The following is a 16133-nucleotide window of genomic DNA, read 5'->3' as shown; positions in this document are numbered from 1 at the left end:
CCTGCGAACTTTTTTCTTGCCGCGCTGGATCGGCGCGGACAGCTCAGCTTCGCACACCTGTCGCGACGGCCCATGCCGTTTCCGTGTTCGGTTTTCGAAGCTCCGTCTCGTTGAACCCCACTCCTTGCAAAGCAGCGATGATCTCGTCAGGCTCACGTGGGGTGAAGATATCTGCTGGCATGTTCATCCGATCCATACGTGCCTTGGGAAGGAAGCCCAACACGATTCGCCCGCCAGGCGTGAGTACTCGTGCCAATTCCGAAGATCCGGCCTTGAGGCTTTCCCAGAAGTATACGGTGTGAACGCTGAGGGCTTTGTCGAATGTCGCATCCCGCAACGGCAGTTTTTCAACCGCCCCGACGTGAAACTCGGCTCGTCCGGCGCGCACCGCATCGGCAAATTTGCGAGCGGCTGCGCTCGTCACATCCTGAGAGCGGTCAACACCGCAGACGAATGATGCGCCAAGAACGAGTCGCGGCAGTGCTGCGCCGCCGCCGAATCCGACTTCCAGCACTCGGTCTTCAGGAACCAACTGCAATTGGTCGAGAGCGTAGCTGTTCAGGCGGGCGTTGCCCCGGTTCATACCGGCTCGGACGAGCCATCCGCCGAACCCAGCCGGCCAAGAAAGCTGTTTTGCTATGAACCTCGGCGCCATCACATTCCCAACCCCGTGCCGATGATAGGGCGCTTCACGGGTTGCCGGCAACCGATTAGTAGTTGATCCGCCGGCTACACGCCGCAGTCGGGCTTTGCCGTGGGCGGCAATTTTGCGGCAAAACTCGAAGTGCCATTGTGATCCAGAGTTGACGGAGCCGTCGCATCCGAATTGCTTCCAATTGCGCCTTTGGGGGCAGATGGCGCACATCTGAGGCTCAGCTGGGAAAGATGATAAGCGATGCGGTTGCCGGTTAAGCTCGGTCTTCCTGCCGATGCGCGATCAATCCACCGAACCGCTTATCCTGACGAACTAGCCTCCGTGCCCGCGTGGGCAAACCTCAGGTGAATCGCCGACCTTGATCCTCGCCAGGTGCTCTCTTGCTTCATTGACGCGGCGCTGGGCGCCTCCTATCGTGTCGCAGAGGGCGAGATCGATACCCACGCCTAGCGCTTGTCCGCTCGACACGTTTCAGTTCCGACTCTGCTTGGCTCACACTCAGTCTGGCCTTGGCTAGTTCCAGTTCGAAATGTCCATCTATTGTGTCGGGTCCGTTGTAGCCCTTCCCTTGGGAAAGACTTATTTTCCGGTTTGGTTCCAGTCCAGCCTGCGAGTTCAAAGAATGCCCCAGAGACACACGCCAGTAGGCTCAGCCGGAACAATAGTGTAGGCGGCCCTCCAAAGGTGACGTGTCGGACGAAGTAGTGAAATCTATCGGGAGACGATCCCAGGAGCTTCGCGCACGCGCGCCTGGTTGCGCCGAGACCGGTGCGGCCGCTACCAACTGGGATGGCCAGGCAGTGATTCGACTGCCGAGAGTGCCCAGCCTCACATTGACTCCTGGCAAGACTCCCGATCCGCCGCCAATTGTGTCGTTCTAATACGCACATTTTTGGCACCAGTCTTGCACGGCCACTTCATCTTGGGAGAAGATGAGATGGCTCTATCCAATCAGCTGCTTGACAAAAACCTGACCTTCCAGTGTCCGAGCTGCAAAAACCCACTGGTCAGGAAAGGCTCCTGGGTCAAGTCCGTAACGACGTTCACCTGCAAGCGATGCGGCGAAAGGGTAAGGCTCTCTTACAGCGAGAAGCTTGAAGTTTTCAGGGTGGGTGCCGCTACGCGCGACACTGGAACCTAACGCCGCGTTGTCTTCTTTGCTCGTGTGTTTGAACGACGCCGGCCAATGGCCACGATGCTAATTTCACATAAGCTGGCAACCGTTGCCAGTTAGGCTCGGCGGTTTGCCCTGCGAGATCAAGCCACCGAGCCGCCCTGGTCAAATGGGCCTTTCCACGCGGGCTGCAACATCTGGCTCCGCCGAAGTTCCGGAACCATTTTAGCTCGAACTAATTATATCGCGGTGGGGTAACAATCGCGGGGGCGTGAGTGGCCGAGTATCGAGTTGAGATCATGGCCGGCGGGTCGGTTGTGTCTTCGCAGGTCATGGCCCAGGTGCCATTCAAAGCGGCAGAAGCACACCTCGGCCGGCCGGTCACATTGAGGCACAAGGTAAAAAACTGGCTGCGTGTCACCGAAATAACGAAGCTTCGCTTACGTTCGTCGCCTGAGGGCTGCATGAGCACTCCCGGCGTCAATTTTGTGGACAAGTGAGTGAGCAGCAATTTGTCAGGCTTGGCCAGTCCAGACGTGATCTCGGTGGCCGCCGCAATCCACAATCTTTTCTCCGCGGCCAAGGCGATCGGGGTCAGCAGTACCGAGATCGAAGCGACCGGCAGCTATGTGAAAGGGTGCTCGGAACGCCCATCCCGGCCGACCAAACTGTATTTGCTGACCGCAGCCTGCTCTTCACCGACCACCCCGAACCAATGATCCTGTAGTTCCTTCGGGTGAGTCCCTTTGATCCGCCGTCACCTTGGCGGCCTTCATGATCGTTCTCCACGACAATTAACTGCAAGTTTTCGCTTTGGGGACGCTCTGCAGACTTGCTATCGCGGTTCGACGCTTCCATTTTTCTGGAAGCAAGGAAATCGGATGCCCGTTCATTTGCCTGCCAAGAGGAATGGATTTTTGCGTTTCGGTCAGGGTGACATTGGTCCAGCCGCTGTGCCTCTCTATTTGGTGCCGCCTCCGCCCGATGAAGAAATCGGCGCTAAGGGCAGTGAAGACGCACGCGCTTGGCTTGCTTCCATCGTCGAGAGCTCTACCGACGCGATCCTGAGTAAGACGATTGAAGGCATCATCACCAGTTGGAATACCGGCGCCGAACGTATCTTCGGTTTTTCGGCCGAAGAAGCCGTCGGGCAATCGATACTCATCCTGATTCCCGAAGATCGACGGCAAGAGGAAGATGCCATTCTGGAGAGGATACGTCGGGGCGAGCGCGTCGAACATTTTGACACCATTCGGAAGCGCAAAGACGGCAGCCTGGTCGAGGTTTCGGTGACTGTCTCGCCTGTTCTGGGGAATGGTGGCACAATTCTGGGCGCATCCAAGATCGCGAGGGATATTTCCGAGAGGAGGCGAAACGAGAAACGGCGAAAGCTGCTGCTGAGGGAAATGAATCACCGAGTGAAGAATCTTTTTTCTGTCGCGTCGGCTTTGGTGTCGGTGAGTGAGCGGTCAGCGAGCAGTGCGGCCGAGTTGGCAGGCGACATGCGAGACCGGCTGGCCTCACTGGCCCGTGCCCATGATCTTATCTTGGCAGACCTCCGGGACGACGCCGAAATTCAACGCAAGACGACCCTCTTGGCACTGCTCAACGCGGTTCTTGCGCCGTACAAAAATGCGCCCCAGATCGGGACAAGCATCAAGGGGGTAGATGTCCCCCTCGGAAGCAGTGCCATGACATCGCTGGCGCTGATTATCAGCGAGTTCGCGACCAATGCGGCCAAACACGGTTGTTTCGCAAGCGCTGGAGGGAAATTGGATGTTCTGAGTATGATTGATGCCAAAAGCCTTCTTCTGATCTGGAGCGAAACCGGAGGTCCGGAGATTTATGGACCTGCTCACAGCTCGGGCTTCGGTACCCAGCTTGAGCAAGCAACCATTGCTGGGCTCGACGGCACAATTTCGCGCGACTGGGCGGCCGGTGGGTTGGTAATCTCCATGCGTGTGCCTCTGTCAGGGCTCAAAAAATAAACCACTGTGCGCCAGTTTTCGGCCAGCATTGCATACGAGGAACATCGAACTTCGGCGCTGCATGAGGTCGCAAGGAGCAGAGACGCCCCCTGCGAGACTTCAACGTCGCAGCTCACATTAATCCGATCAGCCCGCCAGCAATGCTGGCGCAAGCCACCTAGCAAGTGCTGTCGACGAGAACCCGCACTCTGAGCGTCAATCCCGAAAGGTCCAAGCGGGCCTGAACACCGCCGCAAGAATGGCAGCTGGAGCGCCCCCCTAGCCAGCAACTCGTCGCGGTCGGGTCCCATGACGGCGATCTGTACGTGGGCGATTCCGCTGCCACAAGTTCGCCTGCGACTTTGTCGCTGCTTCGGCACGGGAGTCAAAGTCGGCTGAATGTCGGCGTGGTCGGCTACGTTCTCCGGCGAAAGATCGTCGACGAAGGAGGCCGCGATAAGATCGTCGCCATCGATACGGCCTAGTCCGTTTTCCATGATCGCGACGACTTTCTGGAAGGCCATTAATTCGTCTTCAGTGATCTCGGCCGCCTGCATTCGGGCTCGAAGGTTGGCGACGCGCATCCCCAAGGCACGGGGGATGTGACAGCTCCACTTAGCATCGTTCCATATCCTTTGGCTGGCGGCGGGGGGAGGGCGGAGTTGTAATCTCGAATGCCGTGACTTGAACAGGCATCACTACGATGCAATCTGGCGGTTAGCGGTGTGAGCCTCAAGCACTGCCTCCTGCTCATGCTTGGTGCCTCGCCCTCGCGCCTGAGCAGGATGAACAGCCGCCGGTAGCCGAAGCGTCGGCGCTCGTTGGCGAGGTCACGCAGCCGACCCCGCAGCTCCGTCTCGGGCGGACGCCGGGACTGGTAGCGGATCATCTTGCGATCAGCGCCCACAAAGGAACAGGCCCGACGCTCCGACAGGCCCATGACGGCCTGCAGATGCGCAACGGCTTCGCGCTTGGCGGCGGGCCCTACCATTTTTTTGACAGAAGCTCACGCAGCGCCGAGGCTTCGAGCATCTGGTCTGCGAGCAGCTTCTTCAGCTTGGCATTCTCATCTTCCAAGGCCTTCAGGCGCTTGGCGTCGGACACGTCCATCCCGCCATACTTCGCCTTCCAATTATACAGCGTCGCCTCCGAGACCCCGTGCTTGCGAGCCAAATCGCCCGCCTTCGCTCCCGCCTCCGCTCGCGCAGAACCGCAATGATCTGCTCTTCCGTGAACCGCTTTCTCTTCATCAGTCCGTCCTTCGATCAAGGGCCGGACTCTAATCTCAGATGGAGGAAATTCTCAGTGGCAGGTCAAGGTCTGCCGCGTTCTCGGAAACCATGGCCATCGGCGATTGAACTGCCCAAAGAGCAGGGCGACCGACGCCGGTTGGGGGGCGGGGGAAACGTCGGTCGCCATCAAGGACAGGGACCATGGATTCAGCAAACTGCGTTGCGACTGGTCCTTGGAAGAGGAGAGCAGATTCGGATAGGAATAGCAACTTGCCCGTAGTGTTTCGGGGACCCTCGTCTCAGCCGGGCGGCTGGCCAGCCAAGATGATCATTCCCATCCTCCGCTCATGTCACTTGCGCTCATTGTGCCGTGGCGGCCACCGTTTTACGCAATTGCCGCCTGTCGATGGACTTCGCACGTCGAACACGTCGCTTGGCGGTGATCGGCGCGACCAAAGTAACGAGGGGCCAGTTAACCGAGAGAAATCAGTGAAGCCGAGGCGGGCCGTCAGTAAGGGCAAATTTGCACGCGTTCCAACACCCAGTTGGTAATGGTCCCGGTGCAACAGCTTGACCCGGCAATGGCGGTGGTGATGCCTAGAGTAGCGGTGCGGATACCGAGCCATATAACCAGGATAGTCACTGTGGCAGCGCGGGCCGCAATAGCGGCCGCCATAGTCGAACGGAGCCCCGTAGAACGCACCGCCCGAAAATGGCCAAAGCGCAAAAATAGTTGCCCGGACGTTGTCGGGACCGGTGGGCGGCCGGGCCCGGCTCTGCTGGAGTGGATCATCACCATAGACGTGCGTCGATGCTGGCGGCTGAGTGCCTGAGCTGAAGGCTGAACCATTCCATGTCGACTCATGAGTGCTCTCCCTGGTGGGCTCCGATGCCTCGGAGGACCGCGGGGCTGTGTGTTTCCCCGCACTGGAGGTGGACTTGTCTTTCACCTCGTCAACCAAGGCATGGTCGCCAAGCGTCGCACCAGCCCCTATCGCACTGGGCCAAAGATGAACTGCCGGATAATCAAAACGCGACCGATGGAGTGCAGCGCGAGTCCGGCAGGCCTGCCATGGTGCTCATGGCGACGGACTGCTGCGCCCGGCGCGCCTTCGGCGCTTTCAAGGCCGGCAAACAAAAGCGCTTGCGAAAACCATGCAAGGAAAGCTCGGCGGACCAGTCCGAATGACAACGCTAACGGCTAAACCTTGTCAGGCGTGGAAAGGTCCGAGCGCGAGAAAAGCTGCGTCATGCAACGTTTGGACGACCTACAGGTGACACCAGGGTTCGGCCAAAAAGCCTGGGCGGCCTACGCTGGCGCAAGCAGCGTCCTTGTGATTAGCGTTAAGCTCGCCTCATAGACACAGCACCCGGACTTGTCGCGGACCCATACCGCAAAATCGTTGAGTCTGCCGGGAGCGGGTGGTCTGCCACGATTGCAGGCAGTAGCCGCTTCGCTTCCTCGCGCATGTCGCACGGACTCATCTCGACACCCAGATCATCGCGGGTGATCTGTCCATTCTCAATCGTGTCGAAGAAGTATAGCGGCATAACGTTGGTGAACCTGCCGGATTGGGCTTGGTTCCATGATGGTATGGTTAGGCACTTACCGCTTCGTATCATCGGTTGCTAAGATTGTCGGGTTTCTGGCGGCCCGGTATTCCGATTCCCAAGGCAGCCCCTCGAATTCGGGCTGGTATCCAGACGCTCTGTAAACGTCCTGCGATAGGTAACTGCACCTGGTTCCCTCTCTCACGCAGACAAATGCTGGGATGCCTGGGCACCGGTAAACGCCAACTATGTGCGAAACGAGACTGTTCATAGTTGTAGGCTTTTCACAGCCTACGATTGTCGTCTCCATCTATTTTGATGAAACCGTGGTTCGCATCCGTTGAACCGCATCGAAGAACCGAACGACCTCAGTGCGCGCCTGGTCTGTGTCATCTCCGCGTTCAATCGCGACTGACAACAGATGCGTAGCCGTTTCCAACCAAAGCTCGGCCGCTTCGTCATTCGGAAGCCGAGCTATTGCGTCGGCGACGATCATAACCGATGCACGCTCTCGGCTGACAGGAAAGGCAGAAACTGACATGGGCTAAACCGTTCGAGCATGGCCGCCTTGGGTATTAATCCGGCGAGGCAGACTAAAACAACAGTCCGTGCCGGAACACCTCTGCTCGGCAACTATCCACTGCTTTCATAACCCCTAACAGACTCCGTGGCCCCGTTGTGGTCAGGAACCCGCCGGGCCGGCGCCGAAGGCATGCAGCGGCCGCCAACCCAATCCGTCAAGACGTGATCGTCGGCACGGCGAAGCCCTTGCGGCGAAGAGAATGTAACGGTCGCTTCGCTGCCACATTCAGAGAAGATCACTTGAATGACCTCACCACGGCTCTGCTGTGGGACTGCGACCGTGGCCTATCTGGCGCAAAGCGCCTAACGCGGCAATGGCAGCCTGGCTGCTAGGATCGAAACCGCGTTTGTTCGCAGGAAGTGGCATGTAGCTGCCGCGAAAAGACGAGTTGGAAAGAAAACGCGGTGCTCGGGGTGACATGTACGACGTCCACGGCGCCCGGGCGATTACCGCGCGCGCTTGTGAGTTCCTGGATCGCGGGCGGTCAATCAGGAGCGTTGGAGTTCCCTAACCGCGCGCATTGTGCCCCTCCGGGGAGAGGGTGCTCGGCCTCACCGGGGCGATGAGAGAGACTTACGATTTCACGCAACCAAGTCAGTTTGCCGGCATTGATATCTTGGACGTGCCCAAGTAAACATTCCGTCTTATGGTCAACCCTATTCGGTCGACCCGCCACCCAAAACCCGCGCTGGAGATGAGGTCGTTCTCGTCGGGGATATCATCCGTATCGATCGCAAAGCCGACAAGCTGACAGTGCGGATTGACTGTGGGGGTGTAATTACTGTCGGACGTTCTGCAATTACCAGGTTGAGGAGGCACCGTTGGCCCTCGTCGCGCTGACACTCGTGCAAAGCCCGCCCAATGCCCGCCCGATCAGTTGCCGGGCAATCTCGCGGAGCGCCATGCCGCTAAGGTTTCTCGTCCAGCATGAGGCCCGACGTCGCGTGGTCCCTCAGAAGCGCTGCGCGGTTCGCAGGTGGGCGCAGTCTGCAAGCGGCTAACCTTGTTCGTTGCGCTCACCAGTCTGCGCGGCACCCGCCTCCGAAAAGGAGCGGCGTCGCGGTTGGCCCGTTGGTGAAAGACGGCCCTGCTCACGGCCAATTTGTTTGCCGAAATTGTACGCCAGACAGAGAGCGCCGAATTGAACGAGTAAGCGTATCATGGAGGTCTCCTTTCTTGCCATCAAACCAGCCCTGTGCGTTTAGGTTCCAGTTCGGCTTTTCCGGAGGCTGAGCGTTGAGGCGTAGGGCAACATGTTCGATGGGGTCATAGGAGAGTAAGTGACGAAGGCCCGCTGTGCCATGCGTCGTCTCGAACCCGTGTCAGTATCGCGGGGGGACCGCTGGCGACGGGTCCGAAAACGACGGGTGGTTCCTGGGTCGCCCATGGCGAAGTCGATGGTTCGTAGCCCTGGCGATCCGACTTCGCTCCAGGAACAACAATCCCGCACTTTTGCCAATCGCGTCTTCGCCCCGTATCCGGCCGCTCTGCGGCCGTGGCTCAACCCGATGAAGCCTCACCCAAGGGTCGCCGGCTTCCATGTTCAAAAGAGTAGGCGTGAGTGAATTCGGCACCAAGAAGAAAAATTAGCGAGGAGTAGTAGATCCAGAGCAGCACAATGATCAACGCGCTGGCGGCTCCGAATGACGATCCCATCGCGCTGCTACCCAAGTACAAGCCGATCAGGCTCTTGCCAGCCGTGAACAGCGCGGCCGTCACAAACGCTCCGAACCACACGTCGCGCCACTCCAGATGGCGGTCCGGCAGGACCTTGTAGATGGCGGCGAAGAGCACTGCTATCAGCAGGTAGGAAATCAAGACATTCAGCCCTTCGATCAAGATTGATCCGAACGGCAAAAGCCGATTTATCGTGTCGCCTAGCGCGGTAATGGCGGCGCTCACAGCAAGAGAAACGATCAGCAAGAAGCCAAGGGCGATCACCAGTCCCAAGCTGGCCGTCCGTGCACGGATTAAGCGAGAGACGGAGCCCCCCTGGGGCTTTGCTTTCCAGATCTCATTCAAGGCGGTCTGCATCTCACCGAACACGCCCGACGCTGTCAGCAACAATGTCACCAGGCCTACAATCGTGGCGATGGCACCAGACGACCGGTTGGAGGCACTTTGCAGTACGCTTTGTATGACATCCGCGCTTTGACCGCCCATCAGGCCCGTCAATTGTCCCGCGACGGCATCGCGCGCGGCGCTTTGGCCAAATACCAGGCCTGCTACGGCCACGACCAACAACAGAATGGGTCCCAGAGAGGTCACGGCGAAGAACGCCATTGCGGCGCCATGACTGAAAGCGCTGTCGCCGATGAAGCCGGCCACACTCGATTTCGTAATTCGCCAGGTCTTGTCCAGCATCTCTTTTTCCCGCTACCGATTACGAAACCTGAACGATCAGAAGTTTCGCCCCGCGCGGTGACCGTCTCCAGGCTCGGCCACCTGTGGATTTTGTTCCGCGGCAGCGCAAAGGGCAGATGGTCAACCGCGATCGCCGTCAAACAAGAAGATCGGTTGATTGTTCCTGTCGAGTTAGCCCAGTGCGGTGCAATGGCGCCGGAGAACCCCATGGAGGGCGATCACGCCGGCGCGTCCGCCGGAGTGATACGGCGAGGCGTAGCTGCCGGGTTTCGACATTTTGCCAGTTTCGGTGCTGACAAGATCAGGTCTGCGAGCCACCAGTTTGGGAACGCAACTCGACGAGCGAGCGAACGCTGCCCAGGGCCATGAGGTCTGAGAACTCACAAAATGTCGGTGGTGATGACCAAGACGATTCCGATTGCTGCTAGGGCCATGATCAAGATCATTGCGGCCTCGAAACTTCCTCCGACCCGGCGTATGCGGTCCATCATTTTGAGGCTCCGCTACGGCGGCCTATTTTCCGTTTGCGAACAAACACGGAAAGCTGCTCCAGCGGAATCACCAATGTTAGCGCCTCCGAAAAATCGGGCCGCACACGACCTGGCACTCGCCCGCCGCGTTTCCACCGATCTCTTCGGACAGGGATCGCCCTTAAGGCGGCTGTTTCCGCGACACTGGGCAGGTCATCTGGAGCCGCTGCACTCCTGGTGGACGCCGTTTTGATGCAGCTCGAACACCTTGCTGGCGTCAAGACACTGCCGGCATTAGGACTTCTGAACCCCGCTCCACGTCTCTAACACCGCCGGTTAGAGCGTTGAAAGCGGATCTGTATAGGCGGTGGCCATTCGCATGCTGCAAGGGAAACCCGACTGGGGACTTGGTCAGTCGATGCGCCATGTACAGGCGCGGAGAGGCCGGCTTACGCTTGGCTCGAGCTGACTTAAATGAGGTTGCACGGTGGGCACATCACCGGCAGCGCCGGTCGCGGCCGCGCATGCGCGAACGCGGTCGTCTACCGGTCCACAGCATTCCCCGGGATGTCCGCGCTGTCGTAATTACCAGCCCGATGGCGGCGACCGAGTAGCGGAGCCGGGGTGCGCCGACGGAACAGGTGGCGACTTCGTGTGTTCTTACTGACGGCAGACAAGGAGCGATGTCATGGCGGCACCCCGCGCGGTTTGGAAAGGCTTCCTGAAGATCGGGTCGGTTTCGTGCGGCGTGAAGATGGTCGGTGCAACCAGCGAGGCCTCGAAGATCCATTTCAAGATACTGAACCGGAAAGATGGGCTGCCCGTCAAAAGCGCTTATGTCGACGAAGAGACTGGCGATGTCGTCGAGGGCGAGGACCAGGTCAAGGGTTACGAGGTAGACAAGGACCATTTCATCAAGATCGAGCCCGATGAGATCAAGAAGCTCAAGCTGACATCGGCCCACACACTTGAGGTGGATTCATTTGTCGCAATTGAGGATGTCGACACTCGATATCTGGAAAAGCCCTATTATCTGATCCCGGCGGACGGCGCCTCGCTCGAAGCCTTTTCGGTTCTTCGTGACGCGATGGCGAACAAGCGCGTGGCCGCGCGCTCTTGCGTGGTGCTCTATCAGCGCGGGCGCGAGGTGCTGATCCAGCCCTTCCAGAAGGGGATGCTGCTGACCGAGCTGCGCACTCACGACGAGATGACGTCGGAAAAGACCGTGTTCAATGGCTTGGAAAGCCCCAAATACGATGAAGACCTTCTTGAAATAGCCGGGCTGTTGATCGACAAGAAAGTCACCAAGTTCGATCCGTCGAAGTTCGAAGACACGTACGAGGATGCGTTGATTGCCATGATCGACGCCAAGCGCAAGGGCAAAGCACCGCCCAAGCCGGCGCCGGCGCCAAAAGAAAACGTCATCGACCTGGCCTCGGTGCTTCGCAAGAGCCTTGCCAAGGAAGGCATCAAGGGCGGCACCAAATCCAAGGGCCGAAAATCGGGTAGGGATGCTGCGTAGCGCGCGAAGCCGATCTGCTCTGTTGCCGTAGAACCTCGCAGGCCACCTACGGAACCGGGTCTGCCGCGGCACGATATTCGTCCGGCTCCAGTCATACGCGCCCCCAGCGATATTTTGATGGGACCGGTTCCTGCCGTGCCAACTCCGCCCGGGAGGCGCGGCGCAAAAGTGACTGGGCTTATTCCATGTCTGGCATCGGCGATGACGAAGAGGGTTGTGGGCCGTAGTCGCCCAATGCAGCGTCCGCATCTCGGCTTCAGGCAATCACGCCGACATGCTTCGAGGCGAGCGCCTTGGCGATCCTAATCACCCGCTCCTCGCTTTGCTGATCAGTCGGGCCGTAACCCGTGAACAGTTCTCTATCTAGGCCGCGGTCGAATGCCACGACGACGATGAGTTCGGCTCTTTCTGAGAAGGCGGATCGCAGTCCCACATCAATCCAACAACTCGATCGCGGCCTTGTTGGCACCCATCCATATCCTCGTCCTGCACGGGAGCTTGATCGTCGTGACAGCCTGCATCGCCCCAAGTTTCAACCGCGGACATCCCATCTGCTGCCTGCTCGGACGAGATGCGCGCCGCCGCAAACACAGCCTTAGCAGCCTCGATGGCGCGCTGCTCCTCTGTTGAGGAACCTCCTTCGATCTCCAGCTGAAGTCTCATCGTTCGCCTTCCTGTCATGGGCCAGCAGTGAACAAAATAAGAACAAAAGGTCAAGGATTGGCCTTGACGAGACAGGAATATTCCTTATTCCTGAAAGCAGATGAGCAGGAGAGGCTTGTGCCGGGCGCCAAAAACGGCGGCGGCGAGGCTAGTTCGAAGGACGTGGTCGTTCGGACCGGAACTCCACCCTCCGGAACCCAAGAGGATGTTCAACATGCACGACCTGATCGCCTTCTTCCAAACGAATGCCGCATTGGTCATCGGCAACCCCATAGCGTTTGCCACCTTTTCAGTTCTGTTCGGGAGCGGAGGATTCGTCGCCGGCCGCTACTTTCTAACCGAGCGCATCGCGAACTTGGAAAGCCGCATCACGAGGCGCGATGAAGAAATCGCAGCGCTGAAAACTGGAGGTAGGAAAAAGGCTGAAGAGCCGTCGCTCATCCCAATATTCGGCACGTCGGTGATTGAGAGCAATGCAACGCCGCTGCTGGGAAAATGGCCGGACCGGCGCCAATCAGGGAAACTGTCAGCACCGGCACGGGAACGTCGTGCCTAACAATCTGGCTGATTAGGGCCCGTTTTAGATCAACGTTCAACCAGCGAGAAACCATGTCTCACTTCGTGAGACAGCCCGCCGCCGTTCCGCCGCAATGCCGCAGCACTTGGCGCGATCGGCCCTCGCGGCCTCAAGGAGGTTCCTCAGATGAGACTCAACAAAGCGGTTTTGGCTGTCCTGATGACGGCAGCTCTGGCAGGCTGCGAAACGCAGACGGAAGGCCAGCAGCGGGCAACTACGGGCGCTCTGCTGGGCGGCGCCGGCGGCGCCCTGGTCGGCCAGGCTATTGGCGGCAACACGAAGAGCACCGTGATCGGCGCGGCCGGCGGCGCGTTGCTAGGAGCAGTGGTCGGCTCCGCCACCACCCCGCAGCGTCGTGAGGATCAGCTCTGCCGGTACCAGGACCGCTACGGCCGAATTTACACCGCGCCGTGCGATGACCGGTACTACAACGGCAATTATTGAGAAGGCGCGGTAGGCTCGCTCGATGGTATGTTAATGCGCCACGCATCTGTGGCGGATGAACAGAGACACCGCTATGCCTGCACAGGGGGGCACATGCGAGGCGGTTGACTGGGTATCTGGTCGGGATTTGCTTGGCCATTGTGAGCCAATCAGGTCCTGGGCCAATGCGATGTTACGATTTGCGCAAGGGCCAGATCGAACTGAATCGGGACAACTCCGACGTCGGACGCCGACCCGAGACCGTTCAGCGCCCGTCCCCGCCAGGTGAGGTCAGCAGCCAGGTGTTCGGCAAGCCATGGCGAAGGATTTCGAGGTGATGCCGGCTCCCGCTTCCTGGCAGGCCGACGGGTTTATGACAAAGTCCGTACCTGCTCGATGGCCTGGCGCAGACGTCGGATTCCCGCTTCGCTGTCGGCCTTGTTGCAGGCGGCATAGCCAAGCACGAGGCCATTCCCGGAGGATGACCAGTAATATTTCGAAAGCGGCGATGCGTTGACACCGAGTTTGTCGGCGCATTGCACGACCGCCCGATCGTCGCAACTTCCGTGAAGCGAAGCAACGACCTGGATTCCGGCTTCCGCCGCCGAAAGGGTCATGTGATCGGCCAGTTCGGTCTGGCACAATTCGTAGAAAAGCTTGCGGCGCTCGGCGTAGATGCGCCGCATGCGCTTCAGATGGCGGGTCATGTGGCCTTCATCGATGAAATCGGCCAGTGCTGCCTGCAGCAGGAGGGGCGCGAACTGCCCAGTGGTGCTCAGCGCATGCGGAATGCCCTCGCACAAGGCGGCGGGCAGGACCATGAACCCCAGCCTGAGCGCCGGAAACAGCAACTTGGCAAAGGTGCCGACATAGATGACCCGGTCCGCGCAATCCATGCTCTGTATGGCGGGCACCGGCCTTCCTTGAAATCTGTACTCACCGTCGAAATCATCTTCAATGATCCAGGAATTGTTGCGCTCGGCGATTTCGAACAGCCGCAGCCGCTGGTCCATGCGCATCGTGATTCCCAAGGGGTGCTGGCAGGCGGGCGTCACATAGATCAGGCGCGGTGAAATCTCGGGCTGGCTCATTTGCCATCCATCGCGGTCGACAACAAGCGGCACAATGTTGGCGCCAGCGACGGTGAAGGTTGCCTTGGCCGCGTAGTAGCCCGGTTCCTCCAGCCAGACTGTGTCGCCCGGATCGAGCAGCAGACGCGCCAGCAGATCGAACGCCGCCTGCGCCCCCGTCGTTACGACGATCTGTTCGGGAGAACATCGCACCCCTCTGGCCGAGGTCAGGTAGCCGGCAATCGCCTCCTTGAGCGCCGGCAGGCCGGTCACATGATAGGTGCCGAACAACATGTCGGCGCCAAACGTTGCCCGGCGTGCGAGCAGCCTGCCCCAGACGCCAAACGGGAAGTTTTGTGGGTCCGGCATGCCCGGATGAAAGGCGAAGCGCCCTGGCGCTCCATGATGGAAGGGTTGCTGCATCAGGCTCTCGCCGCGCCTCGAAAGCGGGCGGCGGATCGCCACGGCCGTGGGTTTGCCACCTTGATCGGTCGAGTTCACGGGCAGGTCGATGACCACCGGTCGCGCGCCCTGCCGGTTCGTAAGATAACCTTCCGTCGCCAGTTGGTCATACGCAGCCACGATAGTGTTGCGGGCGAGGCCCAGATCCTCAGCCAGCGCGCGCGTCGACGGCAATTCCGATCCCGGTGCCAGACGACGCTCACGGATCATCGCGGCAATCTGCCGGTAGAGCTGGCGATGAATCGGTTCATCCACAGTCCGATTGATCATCAGCGCGTCCATCGGAAAGCCTTGGCGCTTACGCCTCGATAGCTGCATTGGAAAAGCCTCGCGGGATGAGTGCGGATCGAGCTTAGACGAGCGCCGCGCGAAGTGAAACTGGCACCTTCACTTCTCACCGAACTGGCTCTCGCGATGGAGACAGATCGGCGCTTAAATGAAAGGAAGAGGGAACAACGGGCCCAGACACCACGAGCCGACGCCTTCATCGACCTGATTGGTTTTGATGAGGCACCGCCAGCAAATGGCCCGGCCTGTCCGATGAGGAACGATGATGGCTGTCTGCATAGGCATAAATCCGATTACCTGGAGCAATGACGACGTGCCCGAGCTGGGCGGGGATACCCCACTCGAGGTCTGCCTTTCCGAAACGGCCGAAGCCGGCTACGCGGGAACGGAACTCGGCGGCAAGTTCCCGCGTGCCAGCAAGGACCTCGCCGTGGCTCTCGCGACCCATGGTCTTAGACTGGTCTCCGGCTGGTACGATGGCCGGATCTGCGAAAAGGAGGTCGAGGAGGAATTCGACGCCATCCTGCCGCATCTGACGCTGCTGCGCGACCTCGGCGCCAAGCACGTCGTCTACGCCGATACGTCGCGTGGCCGCCATGGCGCCATTCACGATCCGATCTCGCAGCGTCCCAAGCTCGCCGACGACGAGTGGAGATCCTACGGCAAGAAGATAACGGGACTGGCTGAACGGTTCGCCGATTTTGGCGTTGGCATGGCCTTTCACCACCACATGGGGACAATCGTCGAGACGGATCACGAGATCGGCAGGCTGATGGCCGGTTCAGGGCAAGCCGTTGGCCTCCTCTATGACACCGGCCATTGCCTGTTTTCCGGCGGCGATGCCGAGACGTTGCTGCGGCATCACATCGGTCGCGTCGTTCACGTGCATTGCAAGGATGTGCGGCCCGATGTGCTGAAGCGCGCTCGCGCCCTGGATATGAGTTTCATGGGCGCGGTGATGGAAGGCATCTTCACCGTGCCCGGCGATGGGTCCATCGACTATCCGACGCTTTTAGGGGTGCTGGCTGACAATGGCTATGCCGGCTGGCTGGTGGTCGAGGCCGAACAGGATCCGAGTAAGGCCCATCCCCTTACCTATGCGACGATGGGCTATCGCAACCTGCACGACCTGGCCCTCAGAGCCGGTTTCGAGGTCGAGGAACGGGAGAACTGATACGCTTGGGGCGCGCTG

At 59.5% G+C, this 16133-nt stretch carries 11 protein-coding genes and 1 pseudogene; 6 read left to right on the top strand and 6 right to left on the bottom strand.

Going from position 1 to position 16133, the window contains the following annotated elements; translation table 11 throughout:
* Nucleotides 1-43: 43 nt before the first annotated feature.
* The gene (locus FJW04_RS19505; RefSeq protein WP_181172994.1) at nucleotides 44-583 is read right to left on the bottom strand and encodes a methyltransferase domain-containing protein; all 540 of its coding nucleotides are present in this window, start codon (nucleotides 581-583) and stop codon (nucleotides 44-46) included.
* 1686 nt (nucleotides 584-2269) lie between these two features.
* Between FJW04_RS19505 and FJW04_RS19495 the strand changes: the two genes are divergently transcribed.
* Nucleotides 2270-2488, top strand: coding sequence for a DUF768 domain-containing protein (locus FJW04_RS19495; RefSeq protein WP_140661282.1), 219 nt, complete (start codon nucleotides 2270-2272; stop codon nucleotides 2486-2488).
* 162 nt (nucleotides 2489-2650) lie between these two features.
* Nucleotides 2651-3757, top strand: coding sequence for a PAS domain S-box protein (locus tag FJW04_RS19490; RefSeq protein WP_140716101.1), 1107 nt, complete (start codon nucleotides 2651-2653; stop codon nucleotides 3755-3757).
* A gap of 724 nt (nucleotides 3758-4481) precedes the next feature.
* On the opposite strand, the pseudogene FJW04_RS19485 reads toward FJW04_RS19490, so the two are convergent.
* The 3 genes and pseudogenes from FJW04_RS19485 to FJW04_RS19465 form a co-directional block, all read right to left on the bottom strand.
* Nucleotides 4482-4986 (bottom strand): annotated as a pseudogene (locus FJW04_RS19485) (transposase); the annotation flags it as partial.
* 1843 nt (nucleotides 4987-6829) lie between these two features.
* Nucleotides 6830-7060: a DUF6074 family protein gene (locus FJW04_RS30400; protein WP_140661279.1), complete on the bottom strand. Its 231-nt coding sequence runs from the start codon at nucleotides 7058-7060 to the stop codon at nucleotides 6830-6832.
* Between the two features lie 1542 nt (nucleotides 7061-8602).
* Nucleotides 8603-9466: a YihY/virulence factor BrkB family protein gene (locus FJW04_RS19465; protein ID WP_140661278.1), complete on the bottom strand. Its 864-nt coding sequence runs from the start codon at nucleotides 9464-9466 to the stop codon at nucleotides 8603-8605.
* 1158 nt (nucleotides 9467-10624) lie between these two features.
* Between FJW04_RS19465 and FJW04_RS19460 the strand changes: the two genes are divergently transcribed.
* Nucleotides 10625-11458 carry a Ku protein gene (locus tag FJW04_RS19460; protein ID WP_140620467.1) on the top strand — a complete coding sequence of 278 codons (834 nt, stop codon included), beginning with the start codon at nucleotides 10625-10627 and terminating at the stop codon, nucleotides 11456-11458.
* Nucleotides 11459-11821: 363 nt separating this feature from the next.
* On the opposite strand, the gene FJW04_RS29990 is transcribed toward FJW04_RS19460, so the two are convergent.
* A complete protein-coding gene (locus FJW04_RS29990; RefSeq protein ID WP_181172993.1) occupies nucleotides 11822-12121 on the bottom strand; it encodes a hypothetical protein in 300 nt (99 codons plus the stop codon).
* Between the two features lie 214 nt (nucleotides 12122-12335).
* Between FJW04_RS29990 and FJW04_RS19450 the strand changes: the two genes are divergently transcribed.
* Both FJW04_RS19450 and FJW04_RS19445 read left to right on the top strand, forming a co-directional pair.
* Nucleotides 12336-12677, top strand: a complete 342-nt coding sequence (locus FJW04_RS19450) for a hypothetical protein (protein WP_140716099.1) — start codon at nucleotides 12336-12338, stop codon at nucleotides 12675-12677.
* A 147-nt stretch (nucleotides 12678-12824) separates the two neighbouring features.
* Complete coding sequence (locus FJW04_RS19445) at nucleotides 12825-13142, top strand: YMGG-like glycine zipper-containing protein (RefSeq protein ID WP_015316698.1); 318 nt, start codon at nucleotides 12825-12827, stop codon at nucleotides 13140-13142.
* 350 nt (nucleotides 13143-13492) lie between these two features.
* On the opposite strand, the gene FJW04_RS19440 is transcribed toward FJW04_RS19445, so the two are convergent.
* Complete coding sequence (locus tag FJW04_RS19440; protein ID WP_224643183.1) at nucleotides 13493-14923, bottom strand: PLP-dependent aminotransferase family protein; 1431 nt, start codon at nucleotides 14921-14923, stop codon at nucleotides 13493-13495.
* Nucleotides 14924-15206: 283 nt separating this feature from the next.
* On the opposite strand from FJW04_RS19440, the gene iolE reads away from it, so the two are divergent.
* The gene (gene iolE, locus FJW04_RS19435) at nucleotides 15207-16115 is read left to right on the top strand and encodes a myo-inosose-2 dehydratase (RefSeq protein ID WP_140661277.1); all 909 of its coding nucleotides are present in this window, start codon (nucleotides 15207-15209) and stop codon (nucleotides 16113-16115) included.
* Nucleotides 16116-16133: the final 18 nt, after the last annotated feature.

The sequence above is a fragment of the Mesorhizobium sp. B2-7-3 genome (assembly GCF_006440715.1).
Classification (GTDB): domain Bacteria; phylum Pseudomonadota; class Alphaproteobacteria; order Rhizobiales; family Rhizobiaceae; genus Mesorhizobium; species Mesorhizobium australicum.
This window is presented reverse-complemented; position numbering and strand designations above follow the sequence as displayed.

Coding starts and splice junctions, on each gene's coding strand:
- FJW04_RS19505 (WP_181172994.1), bottom strand. CDS start 583: ATGAACCGGGGCAACGCCCGCCTGAACAGCTACGCTCTCGACCAATTG.
- FJW04_RS19490 (WP_140716101.1), top strand. CDS start 2,651: ATGCCCGTTCATTTGCCTGCCAAGAGGAATGGATTTTTGCGTTTCGGT.
- FJW04_RS30400 (WP_140661279.1), bottom strand. CDS start 7,060: ATGTCAGTTTCTGCCTTTCCTGTCAGCCGAGAGCGTGCATCGGTTATG.
- FJW04_RS19465 (WP_140661278.1), bottom strand. CDS start 9,466: ATGCTGGACAAGACCTGGCGAATTACGAAATCGAGTGTGGCCGGCTTC.
- FJW04_RS19460 (WP_140620467.1), top strand. CDS start 10,625: ATGGCGGCACCCCGCGCGGTTTGGAAAGGCTTCCTGAAGATCGGGTCG.
- FJW04_RS29990 (WP_181172993.1), bottom strand. CDS start 12,121: ATGAGACTTCAGCTGGAGATCGAAGGAGGTTCCTCAACAGAGGAGCAG.
- FJW04_RS19450 (WP_140716099.1), top strand. CDS start 12,336: ATGCACGACCTGATCGCCTTCTTCCAAACGAATGCCGCATTGGTCATC.
- FJW04_RS19445 (WP_015316698.1), top strand. CDS start 12,825: ATGAGACTCAACAAAGCGGTTTTGGCTGTCCTGATGACGGCAGCTCTG.
- FJW04_RS19440 (WP_224643183.1), bottom strand. CDS start 14,923: ATGATCAATCGGACTGTGGATGAACCGATTCATCGCCAGCTCTACCGG.
- iolE (WP_140661277.1), top strand. CDS start 15,207: ATGGCTGTCTGCATAGGCATAAATCCGATTACCTGGAGCAATGACGAC.